22 protein-coding genes are annotated in these 23,091 nt (G+C 60.0%); 6 read left to right on the top strand and 16 right to left on the bottom strand.

Annotated features, from left to right (window positions below; all coding sequences use genetic code 11):
• Positions 1-108 precede the first annotated feature (108 nt).
• Both M9827_RS13365 and M9827_RS13360 read right to left on the bottom strand, forming a co-directional pair.
• Positions 109-972, bottom strand: a complete 864-nt coding sequence (locus M9827_RS13365; protein ID WP_250605905.1) for a LysR family transcriptional regulator — start codon at positions 970-972, stop codon at positions 109-111.
• A gap of 16 nt (positions 973-988) precedes the next feature.
• Entirely contained in the window at positions 989-3,244 is a 2,256-nt protein-coding gene (locus M9827_RS13360) for a heavy metal translocating P-type ATPase (RefSeq protein ID WP_250605778.1), read from the bottom strand.
• Between the two features lie 84 nt (positions 3,245-3,328).
• Here M9827_RS13360 and cadR point away from each other — a divergent pair, with 84 nt between their 5' ends.
• Positions 3,329-3,778 (top strand): Cd(II)/Pb(II)-responsive transcriptional regulator, encoded by a 450-nt coding sequence (gene cadR / locus M9827_RS13355; RefSeq protein ID WP_007912999.1) that lies wholly within the window; start codon positions 3,329-3,331, stop codon positions 3,776-3,778.
• Between the two features lie 20 nt (positions 3,779-3,798).
• Here the strand turns inward: cadR and M9827_RS13350 are convergent, their stop codons facing one another.
• From M9827_RS13350 to M9827_RS13335, 4 genes are all read right to left on the bottom strand, one after another.
• A complete protein-coding gene (locus M9827_RS13350; protein ID WP_250605777.1) occupies positions 3,799-4,632 on the bottom strand; it encodes a hypothetical protein in 834 nt (277 codons plus the stop codon).
• Between the two features lie 152 nt (positions 4,633-4,784).
• Positions 4,785-5,756: a thymidylate synthase gene (locus M9827_RS13345; protein WP_034153704.1), complete on the bottom strand. Its 972-nt coding sequence runs from the start codon at positions 5,754-5,756 to the stop codon at positions 4,785-4,787.
• A 50-nt stretch (positions 5,757-5,806) separates the two neighbouring features.
• Entirely contained in the window at positions 5,807-6,622 is an 816-nt protein-coding gene (lgt, locus tag M9827_RS13340; protein WP_095186949.1) for a prolipoprotein diacylglyceryl transferase, read from the bottom strand.
• A gap of 79 nt (positions 6,623-6,701) precedes the next feature.
• On the bottom strand, positions 6,702-7,484 hold the full coding sequence (locus M9827_RS13335) for a sulfite exporter TauE/SafE family protein (RefSeq protein ID WP_250605776.1): 783 nt from the start codon (positions 7,482-7,484) through the stop codon (positions 6,702-6,704).
• Between the two features lie 132 nt (positions 7,485-7,616).
• Between M9827_RS13335 and M9827_RS13330 the strand changes: the two genes are divergently transcribed.
• Positions 7,617-8,363, top strand: a complete 747-nt coding sequence (locus M9827_RS13330) for an NRDE family protein (protein ID WP_123454401.1) — start codon at positions 7,617-7,619, stop codon at positions 8,361-8,363.
• Positions 8,364-8,665: 302 nt separating this feature from the next.
• Here the strand turns inward: M9827_RS13330 and ptsP are convergent, their stop codons facing one another.
• Positions 8,666-10,945 carry a phosphoenolpyruvate--protein phosphotransferase gene (ptsP, locus tag M9827_RS13325; RefSeq protein WP_250605775.1) on the bottom strand — a complete coding sequence of 760 codons (2,280 nt, stop codon included), beginning with the start codon at positions 10,943-10,945 and terminating at the stop codon, positions 8,666-8,668.
• A 22-nt stretch (positions 10,946-10,967) separates the two neighbouring features.
• Positions 10,968-11,447 (bottom strand): RNA pyrophosphohydrolase, encoded by a 480-nt coding sequence (locus M9827_RS13320; RefSeq protein WP_003229203.1) that lies wholly within the window; start codon positions 11,445-11,447, stop codon positions 10,968-10,970.
• 143 nt (positions 11,448-11,590) lie between these two features.
• Between M9827_RS13320 and M9827_RS13315 the strand changes: the two genes are divergently transcribed.
• Positions 11,591-12,247, top strand: coding sequence for a histidinol-phosphatase (locus M9827_RS13315; RefSeq protein ID WP_250605774.1), 657 nt, complete (start codon positions 11,591-11,593; stop codon positions 12,245-12,247).
• 120 nt (positions 12,248-12,367) lie between these two features.
• Here the strand turns inward: M9827_RS13315 and M9827_RS13310 are convergent, their stop codons facing one another.
• Positions 12,368-12,781, bottom strand: coding sequence for a DUF2269 family protein (locus M9827_RS13310; protein WP_250605773.1), 414 nt, complete (start codon positions 12,779-12,781; stop codon positions 12,368-12,370).
• A 40-nt stretch (positions 12,782-12,821) separates the two neighbouring features.
• On the bottom strand, positions 12,822-14,336 hold the full coding sequence (gene ilvA, locus M9827_RS13305) for a threonine ammonia-lyase, biosynthetic (protein ID WP_041072159.1): 1,515 nt from the start codon (positions 14,334-14,336) through the stop codon (positions 12,822-12,824).
• Between the two features lie 148 nt (positions 14,337-14,484).
• Here ilvA and rpiA point away from each other — a divergent pair, with 148 nt between their 5' ends.
• On the top strand, positions 14,485-15,159 hold the full coding sequence (rpiA, locus tag M9827_RS13300; protein ID WP_007913886.1) for a ribose-5-phosphate isomerase RpiA: 675 nt from the start codon (positions 14,485-14,487) through the stop codon (positions 15,157-15,159).
• A 161-nt stretch (positions 15,160-15,320) separates the two neighbouring features.
• Here the strand turns inward: rpiA and M9827_RS13295 are convergent, their stop codons facing one another.
• The 4 genes from M9827_RS13295 to M9827_RS13275 form a co-directional block, all read right to left on the bottom strand.
• Complete coding sequence (locus M9827_RS13295; RefSeq protein ID WP_250605772.1) at positions 15,321-16,238, bottom strand: SdiA-regulated domain-containing protein; 918 nt, start codon at positions 16,236-16,238, stop codon at positions 15,321-15,323.
• 117 nt (positions 16,239-16,355) lie between these two features.
• Positions 16,356-17,279 (bottom strand): SdiA-regulated domain-containing protein, encoded by a 924-nt coding sequence (locus M9827_RS13290; protein WP_250605771.1) that lies wholly within the window; start codon positions 17,277-17,279, stop codon positions 16,356-16,358.
• Between the two features lie 268 nt (positions 17,280-17,547).
• The gene (locus tag M9827_RS13280) at positions 17,548-18,213 is read right to left on the bottom strand and encodes a fumarylacetoacetate hydrolase family protein (protein WP_250605770.1); all 666 of its coding nucleotides are present in this window, start codon (positions 18,211-18,213) and stop codon (positions 17,548-17,550) included.
• A 41-nt stretch (positions 18,214-18,254) separates the two neighbouring features.
• Positions 18,255-19,649, bottom strand: a complete 1,395-nt coding sequence (locus M9827_RS13275) for a D-2-hydroxyglutarate dehydrogenase (protein ID WP_250605769.1) — start codon at positions 19,647-19,649, stop codon at positions 18,255-18,257.
• Between the two features lie 206 nt (positions 19,650-19,855).
• Here M9827_RS13275 and serA point away from each other — a divergent pair, with 206 nt between their 5' ends.
• A complete protein-coding gene (gene serA, locus M9827_RS13270) occupies positions 19,856-21,085 on the top strand; it encodes a phosphoglycerate dehydrogenase (RefSeq protein WP_064116317.1) in 1,230 nt (409 codons plus the stop codon).
• 111 nt (positions 21,086-21,196) lie between these two features.
• On the opposite strand, the gene M9827_RS13265 is transcribed toward serA, so the two are convergent.
• Positions 21,197-21,622, bottom strand: coding sequence for a DUF4399 domain-containing protein (locus M9827_RS13265; protein WP_093429790.1), 426 nt, complete (start codon positions 21,620-21,622; stop codon positions 21,197-21,199).
• 135 nt (positions 21,623-21,757) lie between these two features.
• On the opposite strand from M9827_RS13265, the gene M9827_RS13260 reads away from it, so the two are divergent.
• The gene (locus M9827_RS13260) at positions 21,758-22,321 is read left to right on the top strand and encodes a transporter substrate-binding domain-containing protein (RefSeq protein ID WP_250605768.1); all 564 of its coding nucleotides are present in this window, start codon (positions 21,758-21,760) and stop codon (positions 22,319-22,321) included.
• Between the two features lie 284 nt (positions 22,322-22,605).
• On the opposite strand, the gene M9827_RS13255 is transcribed toward M9827_RS13260, so the two are convergent.
• Positions 22,606-23,091 (bottom strand): 2-thiouracil desulfurase family protein, encoded by a 486-nt coding sequence (locus tag M9827_RS13255; RefSeq protein ID WP_250605767.1) that lies wholly within the window; start codon positions 23,089-23,091, stop codon positions 22,606-22,608.

Below are 23,091 nucleotides of genomic sequence, written 5' to 3'. Positions count from 1 at the left end.
GGTATTCGGGGATTTTGGTTGGAGATCAAAAGATCGCAGCCTTCGGCAGCTCCTACATTGGAATACGTCCCCCTGTAGGAGCTGCCGAAGGCTGCGATCTTTTGATCTTCAAGCCGGGGACATTTCCTGCGCCAACCCAAGAAACGCCGCCGGCAACCGCGCGCCCTTGCGCTCCTTGAGGCAGTAAAGGTACTCAGGAATCTGCGGCGCATTCTCGATGGTCAACACGCGCAACTGCGGATCATGCGGCACTTCCTGCCGGGCAATGATGCTGATGCCGATATTGCGCAACACCGCCTCGCGGATTGACTCACGGCTGCCGATCTCCAGCAACGGCCCGAAACTCACCCCGGCGCTGGCCAGCAACTCTTCCGTCAGCCGCCGCGTGGTTGAACCGGATTCACGCATCAACAACGTATGCCCGGCCAGCGCACTCAACGCGACATGCTCCTGCGCCGCCAGCGGATGATTGCGATGCACCGCCAGCACCAGTGGATCAGTGCCGAGCACCCGGCGAATCAATCGCGCATCGTCGAGCAACTGCGACGAAGCGGCGACGTCCACCCGATAGTCCTCCAGCGCTTCGAGCACCTGTTGCGAGTTGCCGATTTCCACCGACACTTCCACCTGCGGCAAGCGCTCGCGAAAGGTCTTCACCAGATCGAGGATGTAATACGGCGCGGTGGCAGCAATCCGTAACGTGCCCTGCACCTGACCGCTGTTGCGCAGGAAGAACTCGATGTCCGCCTCTTGCTGCAACAGCGCCTTGACCATCGGCAGCAACCGCGCGCCTTCATCACTGACGCTCAGGCGCCGGCCGCCACGGTAGAACAGTTCCACCGAGTACTGGCTTTCCAGATTGCGGATCTGCGTGGTCACGGTCGGTTGGCTGAGGCCGAGCTTCTTCGCCGCCAGCGTGATGCTGCCCAGGCGGGCGACCATGTAAAACGCTTTCAGCTCGGCACTCAGCACAACCATCCCTCATCGTCTATTTGCGCAACAGACGCAAACCGTTGAACACCACCAACAGACTCACGCCCATGTCGGCGAACACCGCCATCCACATGGTGGCAAGTCCGGCGAAGGTTACCCCAAGAAAGATAGCCTTAATCACCAGTGCCAACGCGATGTTCTGTTTCAGGATGCTCGCAGTGTTGCGCGACAGGCTGATGAACGCGGGGATCTTGCGCAGATCGTCGTCCATCAGGGCGACATCGGCGGTTTCGATCGCGGTGTCGGTGCCGGCCGCCGCCATGGCAAAACCGATCTCGGCGCGGGCCAGTGCCGGGGCGTCGTTGATGCCGTCGCCGACCATGCCGACGCGATGGCCCTGCTTGTACAGGTCTTCAATGGCTTGCAGTTTATCGGTCGGCAGCAAGTCGCCCTTGGCCTGATCGATGCCGACCTGCGCCGCGATCGCCTGCGCGGTGTGGACGTTGTCGCCGGTGAGCATCAGGGTTTTCACGCCCAGTGCATGCAGCTGGCGGATTGCTTCACGGCTGGTTTCCTTGACGGTGTCGGCCACGGCGAACAGCGCCAGCGGGCCAGAGCTGTCGAGCAGCAGCACCACCGACTTGCCCTGTTTCTCCAGGGCGAAGAGTTTTTCTTCCAGCGCTGGCGAGCACAGGCTCAACTCTTCGACCAGACGATGGTTGCCCAAGTGGTAGGTCTGGCCGTTGATTTCGCCTTTGACGCCACGCCCGCCCAACGCTTCAAAGTTATCCACACTCAGCGCCGCGAAGTTTTTATCCACAGCCGCATTGGCGATCGCCAGCGATACCGGGTGATCAGAGCGTGCGGCCAATGCCGCGGCAATCGCCGGCGCAGTGGCATCGGCGGTCGGGTCGAGCGACAGGTAATCGGTTTGCACCGGTTTGCCGTGGGTGATCGTCCCGGTTTTATCCAGCGCCAGATAATCGAGCTTGAAACCGCCCTCCAGGTAAACGCCGCCCTTGACCAGAATGCCTTTGCGCGCCGCCGCCGCGAGGCCGCTGACGATGGTAACCGGCGTAGAAATCACCAGTGCGCATGGACACGCGACCACCAGCAACACCAGCGCACGGTAGATCCAGTCAAACCATACCGCCCCCATGAACAGCGGCGGAATGATCGCCACAGCCAGGGCAAACACAAACACCACGGGCGTGTAGATTTTCGAGAATTGATCGACGAAGCGCTGGGTCGGCGCACGCGCGCCTTGCGCCTGTTCAACGGCGTGGATGATGCGCGCCAGGGTCGAGTTGTTCGCCGCTGCAGTAACCAAGTACTCCAGCGAACCGGCCTGGTTGATGGTGCCAGCGAAGACTTTGTCGCCGACGGTTTTTTCTACCGGCAGGCTTTCCCCGGTGATCGGCGCCTGGTCGATGGTCGAACTGCCGCTGACCACTTCGCCGTCCAGCGCTATGCGCTCGCCGGGTTTTACTCGCACACGGGCGCCGAGTTCGACGCTTTTAACCTCTTGTTCGATCCAGTTGCCGTCGGCTTGCTGCACCGTGGCCTGCTCCGGAGTCATCTGCATCAGGCCACTGATGGCGTTACGGGCGCGATCCAGGGAGCGCGCTTCGATCAGCTCGGCCACGGTGAACAGGAACATCACCATCGCCGCTTCCGGCCATTGGCCAATGAGGATGGCACCGGTCACGGCGATGCTCATCAGCGCGTTGATGTTGAGGTTGCGGTTCTTCAGGGCGATCCAGCCCTTTTTGTAAGTGGTCAGGCCCCCGCTGAGGATCGACACCAGCGCAATGATCGCCACCACCCAGGTCGGCGCGGCACTGGTGAAGTGGATCACTTCAGCGGCGAGCGCACCGACACCGGACAGCGCCAGCGGCCACCAGTGTTTTTTCACCGGCGCCGGGGCCGGCGCTTCGACACCCGCCTCCAGCGGCTCGGCGTGCATGCCCAAAGACGAGATCGCCTCGGTGATCGGCGCGGTGTCCGCCAGATTGTGGGTCACGCCGAGCACGCGGTTGATCAGGTTGAATTCCAGTTGCTGCACACCGGCAAGTTTGCCGAGCTTGTTCTGGATCAGCGTCTGCTCGGTCGGGCAATCCATCGCCTCGATGCGGAAACTGCTCAGCCGCGCATCGGCGCTGGTCTTTTCACTCAGTTGCACCCGCGCAGGCGTGGCAGCTTTCGACGCGCAGCAGGCATCGCCGCCGTGGTCATGTTTATGCACAGGCTGCAATTTATGGCTGTGATCGTGCCCCGCGTGGGGCTTGTGGGTGTGTTGGGAATCGCTCATTGGTCGCGTCCATGAAGGTGCCTGTTGCCAAGTAAAGACCCTGTAGCCACTATAGGGTCAAGCACCCTTTTGGAGATGACCGTCATGAAGATCGGCGAACTGGCGAAACTCACCGACTGCGCCGTAGAAACCATCCGCTACTACGAGCGCGAAAACCTGCTGCCGGAACCAGCCCGCAGCGACGGCAACTACCGCGTCTACACCCAGGCCCACGCCGAACGCCTGACCTTTATCCGCAACTGCCGCACCCTCGACATGACCCTCGAAGAAATCCGCAGCCTGCTCGCCTTGCGCGACAGCCCGCAGGATCAATGCGAGAGCGTCAATGCATTGATCGACGAGCATATCCAGCATGTGAAGGCGCGAATTGATGGGTTGCTGGCGTTGCAGACACAGTTGCTCGACCTGCGCCAACGGTGTGGCGAAGGGCCGATGGCCGATCAATGCGGGATTTTGCAGCGGCTGGAAGTGAGTGGCGGGGTGGTGGCGACGGAGGTCGAACATTCCCATGTCGGCAGAAGTCATGGGCATTAGTCCTTCGTCGCCGATAGCGCTTACACCAGTTTGAACTCCATTACGCCACGGGAACCCATGCCATAGGCCAGCCCGGGGACCATACCGGACCCCAGGAAAAGACTGCAGAACAGATGAACAGTCTCGCCACGATGCGCCTGATAGACCGAGGGCTCAATCCGAAAACTGTGCGATGAATCGGGGCTGACCGTCAGTTTGCGCTGGTAGTCGCGCCAGGCGCCGGCCTGTCCGCCGCTTGTACTGCTTTTCCAGAACATTTCAATGGCGTTGTTGGTTCTCAGGTTTTCAATCCGTGGAATGGTCAGGCAAACGCCCTCGGGATGCCGATCGATTTCAAGGACGCCTTGCGCGACGGCATCAATAAAAACCGGGCCGGTCTGTGCCAGTTCCGGCGCGAACGTCATATACAACGACGAGGAGGGCAAAAAGCCTTTCTCTCTTTCAATGACAAAAAAGACTTCGACCCGATCGCCGGCGAACGTCCTTGCGATCTCGTCGGTAACCGCAAAATGCAAAGGGATGTAACTCACCACGGTCTGAGGCTCGGATCTATAGCTACCGCCGGAACCACCGAGTGCGTTCCATTGCACCCGAACCTGATCGCCAATCCGGAAATCCTGCTCATTGACCGACACACCGACACGCAGCGAGTCGATGAAAATCGGCGCGCCATTGAATATTTCCATGGGCACCACGCATCCCCATGGATCAATACTCGGAATGGCATGGAACAGCCCCGAACGGCTTTCACAGCCGATAAACGGCCAACTGTTCAACTGCTTCGATCCGGTGGGTGCAAAACCGAAAAAGACCTCCGAGAACCCAGCCGTTGCGCCAGATGCTGTACTTGTCATGATGAAGCTCCTGAAATGAAAAAAGAGGGTGTTTGACTGACCTACGTCCATTAGGCCCGTGATCAGTCAAGCACCCTCTCTTTCATTTGCCTACTGTCAGACATGACAGTCTGCTAGACCAGCACCGAATATAAACGCCTTTGTGCCTTCTTTCAGACTGCCATCGGCGCGGTCATTGGCGCGTGGTGCTCATAACCTTCCAGCGAAAAATCGCTCGGTTCGACCAGCTCCAGCCATTCCGGCTGATACACGCCGGTCTTGGCAAACTCCGGCACACGATCGGAGATCTTCAGCTTCGGCATGGCAAACGGCTCGCGCTTGAGCTGTTCGTTGAGCATGTCCAGATGGTTCTCGTAGACGTGCGCATCACCAATGAAATAGGTGAACCAGCGCGGCGTGTAGCCGGTCAGGCGACCGATCAGGCTCAGCAGCGCGGCGCCCTCGGTGAGGTTGAACGGCGTGCCCAGGCCCAGATCGTTGGAACGGATGTAGAGGGTCAGAGAAATCTCTTTGGTCTCGACGTTCGGGTGGAACTGGTACAGCAGATGGCATGGCGGCAGGGCCATTTCATCGAGCTGCGCGACGTTCCAGCCGTGGAACAGGATACGGCGGCTGCCCGGATCGTTGATGATCGTGTCGACGCACTGGCGCACCTGATCGATGGCTTTGTACAACACCACATAGGCCTGACCGTCTTCTTCGCCCTGGGCGATCTGCTTGTAGCCATTGCTCAAGGTTTGTTCGATGGCGGCGGTGTTACTCAGCGGGATCTGCTTGTACGCCGGCCATTTGCGCCATTGCACGCCGTAGATTTCGCCGAGGTCGTCGTCGCCCTGACGGAACGGGTTGGCCAGCCACTGCGCGTTTTCGTTGGCGTTCTGGTCCCAGACCTTGCAGCCCAGCGCACGAAATTCAGCGGCGTTGTTCACGCCACGGAGAAACCCGCACATCTCGCCAATGGCCGATTTGAAGGCCATTTTGCGCGTGGTGATCGCCGGAAAACCTTCCTGCAGATCGAAACGCAGCATCGCACCCGGGAAACTGATGGTGTTGATGCCGGTGCGGTTGGCCTGTTTGGTGCCGTTCTGAATGACGTGCGAGACCAGTTCGAGATATTGCTTCATGAGTTACCTGTGTCCTTTGAGCCCCGGCGTCGCGCGCCGGGGTTCGTAGTTTAAGCCGTCGGCGCGAGCGGTGCTGCCGGTGCGCGACGATAGGCCAGCCAGATCAGGAACAGCCCGCCGACGATCATCGGCACGCAGAGCACCTGGCCCATGGTCAGCCAGTTCCAGGCCAGATAGCCCAGTTGCGCATCCGGCACGCGAACGAACTCGACGATGAAACGGAAGATGCCGTAGAACAGCGCGAACATGCCGGAAACGGCCATGGTCGGGCGCGGCTTGCGCGAGAAAATCCACAGGATCAGGAACAGCGCCACGCCTTCGAGCGCGAACTGATACAACTGCGACGGATGACGCGGCAGTTGCGCCGGGTCGCTGAACGGCGGGAAGACCATCGCCCACGGCACGTCGGTGGCCTTGCCCCACAGCTCGGCGTTGATGAAGTTGCCGATACGTCCGGCGCCCAGGCCGATCGGCACCATCGGTGCGACGAAGTCCATCAACTGGAAGAACGACTTGCCGTTGCGCTTGCCGAACCACAAGGCCGCCAGCATCACGCCGATGAAACCGCCGTGGAACGACATGCCGCCCTTCCACACTTCGAAAATCAGCGTCGGGTTGGCCAGGTAAGCGCTCAGATCGTAGAACAGCACATAGCCCAGACGTCCGCCGACAATCACGCCCATCGACAGCCAGAAGATCAGATCGGAGAGCTTCTCCTTGGACCAGGTCGGGTCGAAGCGGTTGAGCCGGCGCGACGCCAGCAGCCACGCACCGCCGATGCCGACGAGGTACATGAGACCGTACCAGTGGATTTTCAGCGGACCGATGGCCAGGGCCACCGGGTCGATCTGCGGGTAAGGCAGCATTGCGACTCCTCGTTAGAGTTGAAAGCAGAATTCCCGGGCGACGCTGTCACCTCAGGATTAAGCCAGGATTGCGACGCGGTTAAAGCAGGAAGCTCAAGCCCACGCTGAACAGCAAAGCGGCGAACAGCCGTTTCAGCAAGCGCGGCGACAATCTGTGCGCCAAACGCGCGCCGATGCGGGCGAAGACCATGCTGGTGAGGGCGATGCCCAACAAGGCCGGCAAATAGACAAAACCGAGACTATGCGGTGGCAACAACGGATCGTGCCAGCCCAGAATCATGAAACTTAATGCACTGACCAAAGCGATCGGCAGACCGCAGGCCGATGACGTCGCCACCGCGTGCTGCATCGGCACGCTGCGCCAGGTCAGGAACGGCACGGTCAGCGAACCGCCGCCCACCCCGAAAATCGCCGAGGCCCAGCCGATCACACTGCCGGCCACAGTCAGACCGAGTTTGCCCGGCACCGTTCGGCTGGCCTTGGGTTTGATGTCCAGGGCCAGTTGCACGGAAATCACCAGGGCAAACACACCGATGATTTTTTGCAGGTTGGGTCCGGAGATCGCTTCCGCGGTCAGCGCACCGAAACCGGCGCCAATCAGAATACCCACGGCCATCCACATGAAGATCGGCCAGCGCACTGCGCCACGACGGTGATGTTCACGCACGGCGTTGACCGAGGTGAAGATGATCGTAGCCAGCGACGTCCCGACCGCCAGATGGGTAAGGATCGACTGATCAAAGCCCTGCAGAGTGAAACTGAACACCAGCACCGGGACAATAATGATCCCGCCGCCAACCCCGAACAGCCCGGCCAGCACGCCCGCACAGGCGCCCAGCGCCAGATAGAGCAGAAATTCCATGACCGTCTCCCCAGACCGCATCCGCAAAACCGGAGCGGCATGGTAACGGATGCACACCCTTTGGCTCCACTGGCGATGGATGCACGGACGCCGGATGCGTAGAGTGAGCAAAAAACACACAAGGACCACCTTATGTGCCTGATTGTTTTCGCCTGGCGCCCCGGCCATGCCCAGCCGCTGATCGTCGCGGCCAACCGTGACGAGTTCTACGCCCGGCCAAGCCTGCCACTGGCGCCCTGGCCGGAGGCGCCGCATGTGCATGCCGGACGCGATCTTGAGGCCGGCGGTACCTGGCTGGGGATTGGCGCCAACGGACGCTTTGCCGCGCTGACCAATATTCGCGATCCGCATCAACCGCCGGCACGCAAGTCACGGGGTGAGTTGGTGGCGCGGTTTCTGACCGCTGATGCGTCAATTGATGATTATTTGAGCGATGTGGTCGGACGTGCGCCGGAATATGCCGGGTTCAACCTGCTGCTGGGCAACAGCCATGAGCTGTGGCACTTCAATGCGCGGATGTCGGAACCGGTAATGCTGGAGCCGGGGGTTTACGGGCTATCAAATGCGGGGCTGGATACGCCGTGGCCGAAACTGCTCAAAGCCAAGGCTGCACTGACTGCAGTGCTGGATGATCCGCAGCCTGAGCGGTTGCTGGAGCTGCTGGGCGATGCGCAGACGGCGCCGTTTGCCGAATTACCGGATACCGGGGTGGGCCTGGCGACGGAATCATTGTTGTCGAGTGTGTTTATTGCCAGCCAGAGTTACGGCACGCGGGCGAGTACGGCGTTGATCGTGAAGGCGGATGGGTCGCGGCGGATGGTCGAGCGGAGTTTTGGGCCGTATGGCGGACATCTTGGGGAAGTTGAGCTTTGCGTCTAAGAGCAAACCCTCACCCCAGCCCTCTCCCGGAGGGAGAGGGGGCCGACCGAGGTGTCTTGAGCCATGCATCGACCTGAAAGACCGAGTCGACTATGGATTCGGTAAAGCACTTTCAGGTCGAGTCGACTTTGGATTCGGCACAGCACTTTCAGGTCGAGTCGACTTTGGATTCGGCACAGCACTTTCAGGTCGAGTCGACTTTGGATTCGGCACAGCACTTTCAGGTCGGCGTAGTTCTGCAGCATCCCCCAATCAGTCCCCTCTCCCTCCGGGAGAGGGTTAGGGTGAGGGGCTTTTGATCTTTAGACGGCTTTGACGACCGCCGGTGGATGCATCTTCGACAACCCGAGGTTCTTCAGCGCCAATTGCAGCGAGCTGTGGATAACTTGCGGGTTATCAATGGTCATCAGCTCCGCCAGCAACTCCTGAGCCTTGCTCAGATTCACCTGACGCAACATCCACTTCACCTTCGGCAAGTTGGTGGCGTTCATCGACAGGCTGTCGAAACCCATCGCCATCAACAGCACCGCCGCCGCCGGATCACCGGCCATTTCGCCGCAGATACTCACCGGTTTGCCTTCGGCATGGGCATCGCGCACCACGGTTTGCAGGGCTTGCAGCACCGCCGGATGCAGGTAGTCGTAAAGATCGGCCACACGCGGGTTGTTACGATCGACTGCCAGCAGATACTGGGTCAAGTCGTTGGAACCGACGGACAGGAAGTCGACCATTCGCGCCAGTTCCTTGGTCTGGTACACCGCCGCCGGAATCTCGATCATCACGCCAATCGGCGGCATCGGCACGTCGGTGCCTTCGTCGCGCACTTCGCCCCAGGCCCGGTGGATCAGGTGCAGGGCTTCTTCGAGTTCGTGGGTGCCGGAGATCATCGGCAGCAGAATCCGCAGGTTGTTCAGGCCTTCGCTGGCCTTGAGCATCGCGCGGGTCTGCACCAGGAAGATTTCCGGGTGGTCGAGGGTGACACGGATGCCGCGCCAACCGAGGAACGGGTTGTCTTCCTTGATCGGGAAGTACGACAGCGACTTGTCACCGCCGATGTCGAGGCTGCGCATGGTCACCGGTTGCGGGTGGAACGCGGCGAGCTGCTCGCGGTAGATCGCCAGCTGTTCCTTCTCGCTCGGGAAGCGCTGGTTGATCATGAACGGCACTTCGGTGCGGTACAGGCCGACACCTTCGGCGCCGCGCTTCTGCGCCCGCGCCACATCGGCCAACAGGCCGGTGTTGACCCACAGCGGCATGCGGTGACCGTCGAGGGTCACGCACGGCAGGTCGCGCAGGGTGTCGAGGCCCAGCGCCAGTTGTTTCTCTTCTTCGACGACTTCGGCGAACTGCTTGCGCAGCACTTCGCTCGGGTTGGTGTAAACCTCGCCGCGTGTGCCGTCGACGATCATTTCGATGCCGTCGACCTTGGCGTACGGCAGGTCGACCAGACCCATGACCGTCGGAATGCCCATCGCACGGGCGAGGATCGCGACGTGGGAGTTACCCGAGCCGAGTACCGAAACCAGACCGACCAGCGTGCCTTCCGGCACCTCGCCGAGCATCGCCGGCGTCAGCTCTTCGCTGACCAGAATGGTTTTTTCCGGGTAGACCAGGTTCTGCTGGCGCTCTTCCTGCAAATAGGCGAGCAGGCGGCGACCCAGGTCTTTGACGTCTGAGGCACGCTCACGCAGGTAGGCGTCGTCCATCAGTTCGAAACGGTTGACGTGCTCAGTGACCACCTGACGCAGCGCGCCCTGCGCCCACTGGCCGGTCTTGATCACGGTGGTGATTTCGCTGCCGAGCGAGGCATCGTCGAGCATCATCAGGTAGACGTCGAACAGCGCGCGCTCTTCCGGGCGCAACTGGGTCGCGAGCTTGGCGGACAACGCGCGCATGTCGGCGCGCACGCCTTCGATGGCGGTCTTGAACAGCGCCAGCTCAGCGTCGATGTCGGTGATGGTCTTGTCCGGCACCACGTCGAGATCGGCCGGCGGCAGCATGACCACGGCGGTACCGACGGCGGCACCCGGCGAACCCGGCACGCCAACGAACTTGGCTTCCTGAATCCCTTTGCCCTGACGGCCCAGACCACGGATCGAACCGGTGGCCTCGGCGTGGGCGATAACCCCGGCGAGCTGCGCGCTCATGGTCACGAGGAAGGCTTCTTCACCTTCGTCGAACTGGCGGCGTTCTTTTTGCTGGATGACCAACACGCCGACGACGCGGCGGTGGTGAATGATCGGTGCGCCGAGGAACGAGGCGTAACGCTCTTCACCGGTTTCGGCGAAGTAGCGGTAGCGCGGGTGATCCGCGGCGTTTTCGAGGTTCAGGGGTTCTTCACGCGTGCCGACCAGACCGACCAGACCTTCGTTGGGTGCCATGCTGACCTTGCCGATCGAGCGCTTGTTCAAGCCCTCGGTAGCCATCAGGACGAAGCGGTTGGTCTCGGGATCAAGCAGGTAGACCGAGCAGACCTGGCTGCCCATGGCCTCTTTGACGCGCAACACAATAATCCCCAACGCCGCCTTGAGATCCTTGGCGGAGTTAACTTCCTGGACGATCTTGCGCAGCGTATTGAGCATGGCTCGGGGTCGAACTCCGTCGTCAGTCGCGCGCTAAAAGGCGCGGGGCAAGCTCTTTGAGGGCGCGGCGATACACCTCGCGCTTGAATGTCACCACCTGGCCCAACGGATACCAATAGCTGACCCAGCGCCAGCCATCGAACTCCGGTTTACCGGTCAAATCCATCCGCACCCGCTGCTCGTTGGAGATCAGGCGCAGGAGAAACCATTTCTGTTTCTGGCCGATGCACAGCGGTTGGCTGTGCGTACGCACCAGACGTTGCGGCAAACGATAGCGCAACCAGCCCCGGGTACAGGCCAGTATTTCAACATCTTCACGTTCCAGGCCAACTTCTTCGTTCAGCTCGCGGTACAAGGCGTCTTCCGGCGTCTCTTCAGGGTTGATTCCCCCTTGCGGAAACTGCCAGGCATCTTGATTGATACGGCGAGCCCATAGCACCTGGCCGGCGTCATTCGTCAGAATGATCCCGACATTGGGGCGGAAACCATCGGGGTCGATCACGGCAACAACCTCGCAAACGCATGTCGCCGCATTGTTCCACAAAGGTTGATAAGGCGGCAACGAGGCTTCCTACCTTATGTGCACTCTTGTGAAAAGACCGTATTCTTGTCGCCTTTTTACTGACTTTTCAGCGGGTAACTGCAATGCGCCTGGCTCTATTCGATTTGGACAACACCCTTCTGGGCGGCGACAGCGATCACGCCTGGGGCGACTATCTTTGTGAACGCGGCTTCCTCGACCCGGTTGCGTACAAGGCGCGCAACGACGAGTTCTATCAGGATTACCTGGCCGGCCAACTGGATAACGCCGCGTACCTGAACTTCTGCCTGGAGATCCTCGGCCGCACCGAAATGGCCGTGCTCGAGCAATGGCACAACGATTACATGCGCGACTGCATCGAACCGATCGTGCTGCCGAAGGCGCTGGAACTGCTGAAACAACACCGCGATGCCGGCGACAAACTGGTGATCATCACCGCGACCAACCGCTTCGTCACCGCGCCGATTGCCGTGCGCCTGGGCGTTGAAACCCTGATCGCCACCGAATGCGAAATGATCGACGGCCGCTACAGCGGACGCAGCACCGATGTCCCGTGCTTCCGCGAAGGCAAGGTAACGCGCCTGAACCGTTGGCTGGACGAGACCGGGCATTCGCTGGATGACAGCTATTTCTACAGCGATTCGATGAATGATTTGCCGCTGCTGGAGCAGGTGGCGAATCCCGTCGCGGTTGATCCGGATCCGAATTTGCGTGCCGAAGCCGAAAAGCGTGGCTGGCCGGTGATCAGTCTGCGCAACTGATTACGCCATCGCTGGCAAGCCAGCTCCCACAGGTTTCGCGGGCGTTCACAAAATCTGTGCTCACCGAAAAGCCCTGTGGGAGCTGGCTTGCCAGCGATTGGAGCAAATCGGTCTCAAGCCTTAAACAGGCTTGGCCCCCATCAACGCCGCAACGGCGAGAAATCCGACGCCGCTGACAATCGCCAGTGCCAGATTGAATTTCCGATTGCCGACCCCGCTCGTCCACAGCCGATTCAGCCGAACCAGCAGCCAGACCGCACTGAACGTGGCCACGGCATAGATCACGCTGGAACCCAGAATCCACAACTGCCCCAATGGCCAGCCAATCAGATGCACCAACCACCAGCCGGTGAAGGGCATGCTGAACATGCCGATCAGCATCAAACACCAGATAAACAGCCAGGGACGCTGCATCGTGCTGGCCGGCCCTTCGCTGCGATTACGCCAGGTCAGGGCGGCGAGCCCCAGCCCGCTCGCGAGGATCACCACGGTCGCCGCGACGTGAAGGACTTTCAGGGTGGTCAGGGTTTCCATGTGTTCGTCTTCCTTGGGCCATGCCCATCAGCGTAGCCGCTCAGCCAAGAAACAGCTGATAGGCCGGGTTCTCGCTTTCGTCCCAGTACGGGTAGCCGATTTCCTCAAGCGCTGCCGGCACCAGATGACGCTCATCGTGCGGGACTTGCAGACCGGCGACCACGCGGCCATCGGCAGCACCGTGGTTGCGGTAGTGAAACATCGAGATATTCCAGCGCCCACCGAGCTTGTTGAGGAAGTTAAAGAGCGCGCCCGGACGCTCCGGGAACTCGAAGCGGAACACCACTTCGTCAATCACGTGCGCCGCGTGGCCGCCGACCATGTGGCGGATGTGCAGCTTGGCCAGTTCGTTGTCGGTCAGGTCGAGCACCGGGAAACCCTGTTCGGTGAGGCTCGCCAGCAATGCACTGCGCGGGTCGTTTTCCGGGTGGGTCTGCACGCCAACGAAGATGTGCGCTTCGCTGCCGGTGTTGTAGCGGTAGTTGAATTCGGTGATCTGGCGCTTGCCGATCGCTTCGCAGAATGCCTTGAAGCTGCCGGCCTTCTCGGGGATGGTCACGGCAATGATCGCTTCGCGGCCCTCGCCCAGTTCGGCGCGCTCGGCGACGTGGCGCAGGCGGTCGAAGTTGACGTTGGCGCCGGAATCGATGGCTACGAAGGTCTGGCCGCTGACGCCGCGCAACTCGACGTATTTCTTGATCCCGGCCACGCCCAAGGCGCCGGCAGGTTCGGTGATCGAGCGGGTATCGTCGTAGATATCCTTGATCGCTGCGCAGATCTCGTCGGTGCTGACGGTGATCACTTCATCGACGTAGTCTTTGCAGATATCGAAGGTGTGCTGGCCGATCTGCGCCACTGCTACGCCGTCCGCGAAGATGCCCACGGTCGGCAGCACCACGCGCTCGCCGGCAGCCATCGCCGCTTGCAGGCAGTTGGAATCATCCGGTTCAACGCCGATGACTTTGATGTCCGGGCGCAGGTATTTCACATACGCAGCGATGCCGGCGATCAGACCACCGCCGCCGACCGGAACGAAAATCGCGTCCAGCGGCTGCGGGTGCTGGCGCAGAATCTCCATCGCCACGGTGCCCTGCCCGGCAATGGTGTGCGGATCATCGTATGGGTGGATGTAGACGTAGCCTTTTTCATCGACCAGTTTCAGCGAATAAGCCAGGGCTTCCGGGAAGGAATCACCGTGCAGCACCACCTTGCCACCACGCGAACGCACGCCTTCGACTTTGATCTCCGGGGTGGTCTTGGGCATGACGATGGTGGCTTTGACGCCCAGCACTTTCGCCGCCAGGGCCAGACCTTGCGCATGGTTGCCCGCCGACGCGGTGACCACGCCACGGGCGCGCTCTTCGTCAGTCAGTTGGGTCAGCTTGTTGTAGGCGCCGCGAATCTTGAACGAGAACACCGGCTGCAAGTCTTCACGCTTGAGCCAAATGTCATTGCCCAGCCGCTCGGAGAGCTGACGAGCGTTCTGCAACGGGGTTTCTACGGCAACGTCATAAACGCGCGAGGTGAGGATCTTCTTGACGTACTGTTCGAGCATCGGAAAGCATCACTGAGCGGGTTGGGCAGGGCCAAGGAGTCTAACCCGGCTTTTGCCCGGACGACCACACGAATCCAGAGGTTTTAGCCGCGCTTGCGGCTATAATGCCGGCCTTTCCGTTATCACCTTGCCCGCTTCCGGAGCCCGCATGACCCAGGATCAACTCAAACAGGCAGTGGCTCAGGCCGCCGTCGACTTCATCCTTCCGAAACTCGACGACAAGAGCATCGTTGGGGTCGGCACCGGCTCCACCGCCAACTGCTTCATCGACGCGCTGGCCCAGCACAAGGGCGCATTCGATGGCGCCGTCGCCAGTTCCGAAGCCACCGCCGCGCGCCTCAAGGGTCACGGAATTCCGGTGTATGAACTGAACACCGTCAGCGACCTGGAGTTCTACGTCGACGGCGCTGACGAAAGCGACGCGCACCTGAACCTGATCAAGGGCGGCGGCGCCGCATTGACCCGCGAGAAGATCGTTGCCGCCGTGGCCAAGACCTTCATCTGCATCGCCGACGCCAGCAAACTGGTGCCGGTACTGGGCGAGTTCCCGCTGCCGGTCGAAGTGATCCCGATGGCCCGCAGCCACGTTGCCCGCCAACTGGTGAAACTGGGCGGCGATCCGGTGTACCGCGAAGGCGTGCTGACGGACAACGGCAACATCATCCTGGACGTGTTCAACCTGCAGATCACCAACCCGGTGGAGCTGGAAGCGCAGATCAATGCAATCGTCGGCGTGGTGACCAACGGGCTGTTCGCGGCGCGTCCGGCGGACCTGTTGTTGCTGGGTACCAGTGAAGGTGTGAAAACCCTCAAGGCTGAGTAAGCCCAGACTGCCCACCCTTTATTGGCAGACGAATAAACCTGTGGGAGCTGCGGTGCGACGATTCGACTTGCCAGCGATGAGGCCGTCAGATTCAACAACAATGTTGACTGACAGACCGCCATCGCTGGCAAGCCAGCTCCCACAGTTTTTTGTATTGTTGGTTAGTTCGGGGCTGGTTTTTTGAAGACGTAAAACAGGTTCGGCTCACTCACCAGATACAACGCTCCGTCATCATCCATCGCAATGCCTTCGGCCTGCGGCACGGTTTTCTTCAAACCCTGCCGGCCGCCACTGATGGACATGGTGCTCAACGGGCGCCCGTCAACATCCAGTTCCAGAATCAGCCGTGACTCATCCGACAGCGCCAGCAGATGCCCGCTGCGCTCGTCGTACTGCAGACTCGACAGATCGCGCACAAACATCCCGGCGTCACGCTTTGGATCGTTGATCACATGCACCGCGTAAGACTTCTCCGGATTGAAGTGCGGAAAACCGTGCACTTCGTAGATCAGCATCGGATTACGCTCTTTCGCAACAAACAGACGCTTGCCCACCGAGTCGTAAGCCAGGCCTTCGAAGCCCTTGTTGCCGGCCATGTGCACGCCGAGGGTCATCTGCTCGGCGTCCGCCGCGTCGAGGAAGGTGGTGTCGTCCTCCAGGTGAATCTTGATCAGCCGCTGCTGACGCTCGTCAGTGATCACGTAAGTGTCAGCGCTGATGTACTCGACCGCCTCAGGATCGCCGAAGCCAATCAGGGCGATGCGCCGCAGGATCTTGCCTTCCAGCGACAACTCGACCAGCTCGGCATTCTTGTTGGTCACGGTGAACAGGCTTTTGCGCACCGGATCGAAGGTCAGCGCCGAAACATCGGCCTCCAGCCCATCGATCACCCGTGCTTCGATGTCTACCCGATATTGATCCAGGCCGATGGCCTGACTGTTCAGCGGCTGCCACAGAGTATGCAGGTTGAACCAGGCGCGCTCGAAAAGGCGCATGTATTGGCCGATCGCGATCAACGCGATCAGGGCAATCACCGACAGGATGATAATCAAAGGCTTGGGGCGGGCAAGTCGACGCATTCGGGCGGGCTCGGAATCAAAACAGGCGGATGAAATATCACGCCTGTCTGAACTGAAGCTTAATGGCCACTTGCCTGTCAGGACAATCAGACTTGTCTGAAATTGCCGCGAGGACAGTTATTGCTGTTTTTCGAAGCGATAAAACAAGTTCGGCTCGCTGACCATGTACAGCGTGCCCGCCTCGTCCATGGTCACGCCTTCGGCGCGGGGGATGGTGTTTTTCAGACCGTTGAAGCCACCGAGCAGGGTCATGAAGCTGACCTGCTCGCCCTTCTCGTCCAGTTCCAGCAGCAAGTGCGAATCAGCAGACAGCACCAGCGTATGACGCGTGCGCGGATCGATTTCCAGCGCCGAGAGGTTGCGAATATCCAGTTCATCACTGGCGAGTTTTTGCTTGTCGCCCTTGAGGATCTGGCTGCCATCGCTTTTCCAGGTAAACAGCGCTGGTGGCCGCTCCTCACCCAGCAGTAATTGCTGGTTGTGCGAATCCCAGGTAATTGCCTCGAAGGCCTTGTTCTGATCTTTCGAAGGGCCGAGATCGTATTTCGGGAAATCGGCGATGTTCAATTCGCGGGTGTCAGCGTCGACCTTGACGATCGACAGCATGTGCTGACGCTCATCGACGATGGCCATCAGGCCATTTTCCATGACGGTCAGGCCTTCCGGATTGCTCCAGCCCACCAGCGGCATCTTGCGCAACACCTCGCCTTGCAGCGTCAGCTCGGCGAGAAACGGGTTTTTACCCATCACCGAAAACAGTGTTTTGGTCTGCGGGTTGTACGACAGATCCGAGGCTTCGTCCTTCTCCATACCCGTCAACGGCTTGGCATCGATCACTACCCGGTAGTCCGGCAGCCAGATGCTGTCTTTCTGCTCGGCCTGGCTTTCGAAGCGCTCCTGCAGCCACAACACACCGCGATCATCCCAATGCATGGCAAACGCCAGGGCATAGGCGGCGGCAAGCACCAGCAATAGCCAGACATACCAACGCAGGGCGAAACGTGAACGGCGGGTGGGCTTGAGCTGAGTTTGAGATGACATCGATGGACGCGTTCCGAAAATTCAGGCTATGGGTAATAGCACAAAGAGGCCGGCTCAGACGCCAGAATGAGAGGAATTATCCGTACACGATGTGAAAAAAACGGCAAATGGCGGGATTGTCGTGTGTTGCCCGCCATCTTCAGGGCATCACAAAACAATGTGGGAGCGAGCCTGCTCGCGAAGGCAGAGTGTCAGTCAACGATGATGTCGACTGACCTGACGCTTTCGCGAGCAGGCTCGCTCCCACAGGGGATTTGCAGTGTGGCGATTAGCGCACGCTGCTGGTGAAGCTGCTCGCGCCGACCAGTTCGAGGACGATGTCATCACCAACGTTCAGCGGGCCGACACCCACTGGCGTGCCGGTGAGGATCACGTCACCGGCCTGCAGCGAGAAGCAACCCGCCATGTGCTGGATCATCGGCACGATCGGGTTGAGCATCGCGCTGCTGTTGCCGTCCTGACGCACTTCGCCGTTGATGGTCAAGCGAATGCCAATGTCGGTCAGGTCAGCGAAGGTGCTGCCGACCACGAACGGGGCAAGCACCGCCGCGCCGTCGAACGACTTGGCGATTTCCCACGGCAGGCCTTTGGCTTTCAGTTCGGCTTGCTTGTCACGCAGGGTCAGGTCGAGCGCCGGGGCGAAACCGGAAATAGCGTCGAGCACTTCTTCACGGCTCGGCCTGGTCGACAACGGTTTGCCGATCAACACGGCGATTTCCGCTTCGTAGTGCACAGAACCGCGTTCGGTCGGAATGCTGAAACCACCTTCAAGCGGCACCACGCAACTGCCCGGCTTGATGAACAGCAGAGGTTCGGTAGGCACCGGGTTGTCCAGTTCCTTGGCGTGTTCGGCGTAATTGCGGCCAATGCACACGACTTTCCCGATCGGGAAGTGAATGCGCGTGCCGTCGACGTACTGGTGCTGATAGCTCATTTACCGACTCCTGCCTTCATTGATTCATCAAAGATTGCCGATCAAACCGCGAAAATCTTGCCCGGGTTCATGATGCCGTTCGGGTCGAACACCGCTTTCACCGCTTTCATGTACTCGATCTCGACCGGGGAGCGGCTGTAGGTCAAGTAATCGCGCTTGGTCATGCCGACACCGTGTTCGGCGGAGATCGAGCCGTTGTACTTCTCAACGGTTTCGAACACCCACTTGTTGACGGTCGCGCACTTGGCGAAGAACTCGTCCTTGCTCAGGTTATCCGGCTTGAGGATGTTCAAGTGCAGGTTGCCGTCGCCGATGTGGCCGAACCAGACGATCTCGAAATCCGGATAGTGCTCACCGACGATCGCGTCGATTTCCTGCAAGAACGCTGGCACTTTCGACACGGTGACCGAGATGTCGTTCTTGTACGGGGTCCAGTGCGAGATGGTTTCAGAGATGTACTCGCGCAGCTTCCACAGGTTCTGCAACTGGGTTTCGCTCTGGCTCATCACGCCGTCCAGCACCCAGCCCTGCTCGACGCAATGCTCGAAGGTTTCCAGTGCGCTGTTGGCCACTTCTTCAGTAGTCGCTTCAAATTCCAGCAGCGCGTAGAACGGGCAGTCGGTTTCGAATGGCGCCGGTACGTCGCCACGGCCCATGACCTTGGCCAGTGCCTTGTCGGAGAAGAATTCAAACGCGGTCAGGTCGAGCTTGCCCTGGAACGCGTGCAGCACCGGCATGATCGAGTCGAAATCAGCGGTGCCGAGCACCATGGCAGTGAGGTTTTTCGGCGCGCGATCCAGGCGCATGGTCGCTTCGACGACAAAACCGAGGGTGCCTTCGGCGCCGATGAACAACTGACGCAGGTCGTAACCGGTGGCGTTCTTGATCAGGTCTTTGTTCAGTTCCAGCACATCGCCTTTGCCGGTGACGACTTTCATGCCGGCGACCCAGTTGCGGGTCATGCCGTAGCGAATCACTTTGATCCCGCCGGCATTGGTGCCGATATTGCCGCCAATCTGGCTGGAACCTGCCGAAGCGAAGTCCACCGGGTAGTACAGGCCGTTTTCTTCGGCGACATTCTGCAAATGCTCGGTGACCACGCCCGGCTGACAAACGGCGGTGCGGTCGGTGAGGTTCACGTCGAGAATCTGATTCATGTAGTCGAACGAGACGACCACTTCGCCGTTGGCCGCCACCGCAGCGGCGGAAAGGCCGGTGCGCCCGCCCGATGGCACCAGCGCAATCTTGTGGGTGTTGGCCCAGCGGACCACGGCCTGCACCTGCTCGATGGTCTTGGGAAATACGATGGCACTCGGCGCCGGGGCGAAGTGTTTGGTCCAATCCTTGCCGTACGCATTCAGGGAGTCGGCGTCGGTCAGGACCTTGCCAGGCTCGACCAGGGTCTTCAGTTCATCAATCAGGGCAGGATTGGTCATCGACAGAACTCTCGAACAATTCATGGTCATCCTGAGAACGCTTCACGTCGCAGGAATGAGTGTTTAGCAGGGCGGCTATGCTAGCATACCGACCCCGCAGGCCAGTGCCCAAGGCCAGTTCTGCGGTAACGGCTTTCCTGCCGTTTGGGTCAGCTCCAGGCTGCTCCCCTCCCTGCCATTTTTCTCCGGGATACAGGTTTACGCAGATGAGCAAGACTTCTCTCGATAAGAGCAAGATCAAGTTCCTTCTTCTCGAAGGCGTCCACCAATCGGCTGTCGACGTCCTCAAGGCGGCGGGCTACACCAGCATCGAATACCTGACAGGTTCCTTGCCGGAAGCCCAGCTCAAGGAAAAGATCGCTGACGCTCACTTCATCGGCATTCGTTCGCGCACCCAACTGACCGAAGAGATCTTCGATCACGCGAAGAAGCTGGTCGCGGTCGGCTGTTTCTGCATCGGCACCAACCAGGTTGACCTGAGTGCTGCCCGTGAGCGCGGCATCGCCGTGTTCAACGCGCCGTACTCCAACACCCGCTCCGTAGCGGAACTGGTGCTGGCCGAAGCGATCCTGCTGCTGCGCGGCATCCCTGAGAAAAACGCTTCCTGCCACCGTGGCGGCTGGATCAAGTCCGCAGCCAACTCCTTCGAGATCCGTGGCAAGAAACTCGGCATCGTCGGCTATGGCTCGATCGGTACGCAGCTGTCGGTTCTGGCGGAAGGTCTGGGCATGCAGGTGTTCTTCTACGACACCGTGACCAAGCTGCCACTGGGCAACGCCACGCAGGTCGGCAACCTGCACGAGCTGCTGGGCATGTCCGACATCGTCACCCTGCACGTTCCGGAAACCGCTGCGACCCAGTGGATGATCGGCGAGAAGGAAATCCGCGCCATCAAGAAGGGCGGCATTCTGATCAACGCGGCGCGCGGCACCGTGGTCGAACTGGACGCCCTGGCGGACGCGATCAAGGACAAGCACCTGATCGGCGCGGCCATCGACGTATTCCCGGTGGAGCCACGCTCCAACGACGAGGAGTTCGAAAGCCCGCTGCGTGGCCTCGACAACGTCATCCTGACCCCGCACATCGGTGGTTCGACCGCCGAAGCGCAAGCCAACATCGGTCTGGAAGTGGCGGAAAAACTGGTCAAGTACAGCGACAACGGCACCTCCGTTTCGTCGGTGAACTTCCCGGAAGTGGCCCTGCCGGCTCACCCTGGCAAGCACCGCCTGCTGCACATCCACGAAAACATCCCGGGTGTGATGAGCGAGATCAACAAGGTCTTCGCCGAAAACGGCATCAACATCTCCGGTCAATTCCTGCAGACCAACGAGAAGGTTGGCTACGTGGTGATCGACGTCGACGCCGAGTACTCGGACCTGGCGCAAGAGAAGCTGCAGCACATCAACGGCACCATCCGTAGCCGGGTTCTTTTTTAAGAACTGCTACAAGCCTCAAGTTACAAGCGGCAAGTGATGTTTGCTTTTACTTGAAGCTTTCAGCTTGAAGCTTGCAGCGATAAAAAAGGGAGCCCCGAAGGGCTCCCTTTTTTATTCCACGTTGACGGTGATTTTCTTCGAGACGATTGGCGGATCGAACGGCATGTGGCCGCTGTCGCCCAGCTCCAGTTGCAGGGTGTGCTTGCCGGGTGCCAGCTTGACGTCGGCCTGGGTTTGCGCCTTGCCGAAGTGCATGTGGTTGGCATCATTCGGAATCGGAGCGCCGGCCGCTGGCAGCTTGTCGACGTCGATCAGCAGGTGGTGGTGACCGGTGTTTTTGGTGACATCACCGGCCGGTGCCAGTGCAACGTCCTTGGTACCGAACTTGACGGTGAAGGTCTGCGAAACCGTGGCCCCGTCTTCGGGAGAAACGATGAACACTTCGGCGCCTTTAGGGGCCGGTGTCGCCGCACTGGCCAGCACCGAAACACCCATCAACACACCCGCCAACGCTGCACGTGACATAAAGCTTTTCATTTTCTTCTCCAGTTTTTCCGTAAAATCCGTATGGTCATGACAACTTCACGACCATTCGTTGTCGAAGGCACTCGACAACCATAGCAAAGCGAGCCTGACTCAGAGCGTCGCGATAATGATTTCAAAGGAGTGACCATGCGTTTTCTGCCTGGCCTGATCTGCCTGCTACCCCTTCTGAGCCCTTTGGCTCATGCCGAACTGATTGATGACGTCAACGACCGTGGCGAGCTGCGCATAGCCCTTGAGGCTAATACACCGCCCTTCAACTTCAAGGAAGGCGACACACTCACGGGGTTCGAGGTCGAGCTTGGGCAACTGCTGGCCAACGAGCTGGATGTGCGCGCCGACTTCATCGTCACGGATGAGGCCGACCTGCTCCAGGGCGTTGAAAGCGGCAAGTACGACGTCGCGCTCAACCACATAGCACTGACACCCGAACTCAAGGATCGTTTCGACTTCAGCGAGTCTTACGGCAAGGTCGATGCGCAATTGCTGGCGAAGAAAGATGAGCAGCCACGGCCGATGGTGCTGGTGCAGGCGTTGACGGAAGAGAAGCCGAAAGCGACAGAGCCGGTGGATTTGGCGATTCCGTTTCAGAAGGGCAATCCGGCGTTTCAGGCCAGCCTTGCGAGCGCGATGCAGCGGATCAAGGCGGATGGGCGCCTGGCAGCGCTGACCGAGAAGTGGTTGAAACCTTAGAAGCCCCTCACTAGCCCTCTCCCGGAGGGAGAGGGGACTGATTTGGGGTTGCTTTAGAGATACGCCGACCTGGGATGGCTATACCGAATCCGAAATCGACTGGTCATGGCTTTGTCGAATCCATAGTCGATCGGTCATGGCTGTGTCGAATCCATAGTCGATCGGTCATGGCTGTGTCGAAGCCATAATCGCCAAGGTCTTTCAGGTCGATGGACAGCGCCAGACACTTCGGTCGGCCCCCTCTCCCTCCGGGAGAGGGCTGGGGTGAGGGTAACGATTCAGGATCAGTCCAAAGCAGCCAGTGCCAGCGCGGCCTGCGGCAATTCCAGTTCACTGAACACCTGCACACCATGGCGCTTGAGCAACGCGGCCGTCACCCCTTCGCCACTGACTTTGACGCCACTGAACGTCCCGTCGTAAGTCAGTAGATTGCCGCAAGAGGGACTGTTGGCCTTGAGCACCGCCACCCGAATGCCGTGCTTCTGCACCAGCGCCAACGCCTGCCGCGCACCGTCGAGAAACTGCGCACTGACATCCTCCCCCTCGGTGGTTATAACCGAGGCGACACCATCAAGCACTTCACCACCCTGCCCGCCCGGAATCTCCGCCGCCGCCCGTGGCGTCGGCAATCCCCCCGCGACCTCCGGGCACAACGGCACCACCCGCCCTTCGGCAATCCACTGCTCGAGCACATCAAAAGGCCCACTCGCACCACCGTCATAACGCACGCGATGGCCCAACAGGCAACGGCTGACCAGAATCTTCTGCAT

Origin of the sequence: Pseudomonas sp. AKS31 (assembly GCF_023634765.1) — a bacterium.
Taxonomy (GTDB): Bacteria; Pseudomonadota; Gammaproteobacteria; order Pseudomonadales; family Pseudomonadaceae; genus Aquipseudomonas.
The sequence above is the reverse complement of the archived record's forward strand: the minus strand, read 5'-3'. Positions and strand labels throughout refer to the sequence as shown.

What these genes read in the sequence shown, in the direction of transcription:
- M9827_RS13360 (WP_250605778.1), bottom strand. Translation starts at nt 3,244, where the DNA reads ATGAGCGATTCCCAACACACCCACAAGCCCCACGCGGGGCACGATCAC.
- cadR (WP_007912999.1), top strand. Translation starts at nt 3,329, where the DNA reads ATGAAGATCGGCGAACTGGCGAAACTCACCGACTGCGCCGTAGAAACC.
- M9827_RS13350 (WP_250605777.1), bottom strand. Translation starts at nt 4,632, where the DNA reads ATGACAAGTACAGCATCTGGCGCAACGGCTGGGTTCTCGGAGGTCTTT.
- M9827_RS13345 (WP_034153704.1), bottom strand. Translation starts at nt 5,756, where the DNA reads ATGAAGCAATATCTCGAACTGGTCTCGCACGTCATTCAGAACGGCACC.
- lgt (WP_095186949.1), bottom strand. Translation starts at nt 6,622, where the DNA reads ATGCTGCCTTACCCGCAGATCGACCCGGTGGCCCTGGCCATCGGTCCG.
- M9827_RS13335 (WP_250605776.1), bottom strand. Translation starts at nt 7,484, where the DNA reads ATGGAATTTCTGCTCTATCTGGCGCTGGGCGCCTGTGCGGGCGTGCTG.
- M9827_RS13330 (WP_123454401.1), top strand. Translation starts at nt 7,617, where the DNA reads ATGTGCCTGATTGTTTTCGCCTGGCGCCCCGGCCATGCCCAGCCGCTG.
- ptsP (WP_250605775.1), bottom strand. Translation starts at nt 10,945, where the DNA reads ATGCTCAATACGCTGCGCAAGATCGTCCAGGAAGTTAACTCCGCCAAG.
- M9827_RS13315 (WP_250605774.1), top strand. Translation starts at nt 11,591, where the DNA reads ATGCGCCTGGCTCTATTCGATTTGGACAACACCCTTCTGGGCGGCGAC.
- M9827_RS13310 (WP_250605773.1), bottom strand. Translation starts at nt 12,781, where the DNA reads ATGGAAACCCTGACCACCCTGAAAGTCCTTCACGTCGCGGCGACCGTG.
- ilvA (WP_041072159.1), bottom strand. Translation starts at nt 14,336, where the DNA reads ATGCTCGAACAGTACGTCAAGAAGATCCTCACCTCGCGCGTTTATGAC.
- rpiA (WP_007913886.1), top strand. Translation starts at nt 14,485, where the DNA reads ATGACCCAGGATCAACTCAAACAGGCAGTGGCTCAGGCCGCCGTCGAC.
- M9827_RS13295 (WP_250605772.1), bottom strand. Translation starts at nt 16,238, where the DNA reads ATGCGTCGACTTGCCCGCCCCAAGCCTTTGATTATCATCCTGTCGGTG.
- M9827_RS13290 (WP_250605771.1), bottom strand. Translation starts at nt 17,279, where the DNA reads ATGTCATCTCAAACTCAGCTCAAGCCCACCCGCCGTTCACGTTTCGCC.
- M9827_RS13280 (WP_250605770.1), bottom strand. Translation starts at nt 18,213, where the DNA reads ATGAGCTATCAGCACCAGTACGTCGACGGCACGCGCATTCACTTCCCG.
- M9827_RS13275 (WP_250605769.1), bottom strand. Translation starts at nt 19,649, where the DNA reads ATGACCAATCCTGCCCTGATTGATGAACTGAAGACCCTGGTCGAGCCT.
- serA (WP_064116317.1), top strand. Translation starts at nt 19,856, where the DNA reads ATGAGCAAGACTTCTCTCGATAAGAGCAAGATCAAGTTCCTTCTTCTC.
- M9827_RS13265 (WP_093429790.1), bottom strand. Translation starts at nt 21,622, where the DNA reads ATGAAAAGCTTTATGTCACGTGCAGCGTTGGCGGGTGTGTTGATGGGT.
- M9827_RS13260 (WP_250605768.1), top strand. Translation starts at nt 21,758, where the DNA reads ATGCGTTTTCTGCCTGGCCTGATCTGCCTGCTACCCCTTCTGAGCCCT.
- M9827_RS13255 (WP_250605767.1), bottom strand. Translation starts at nt 23,091, where the DNA reads ATGCAGAAGATTCTGGTCAGCCGTTGCCTGTTGGGCCATCGCGTGCGT.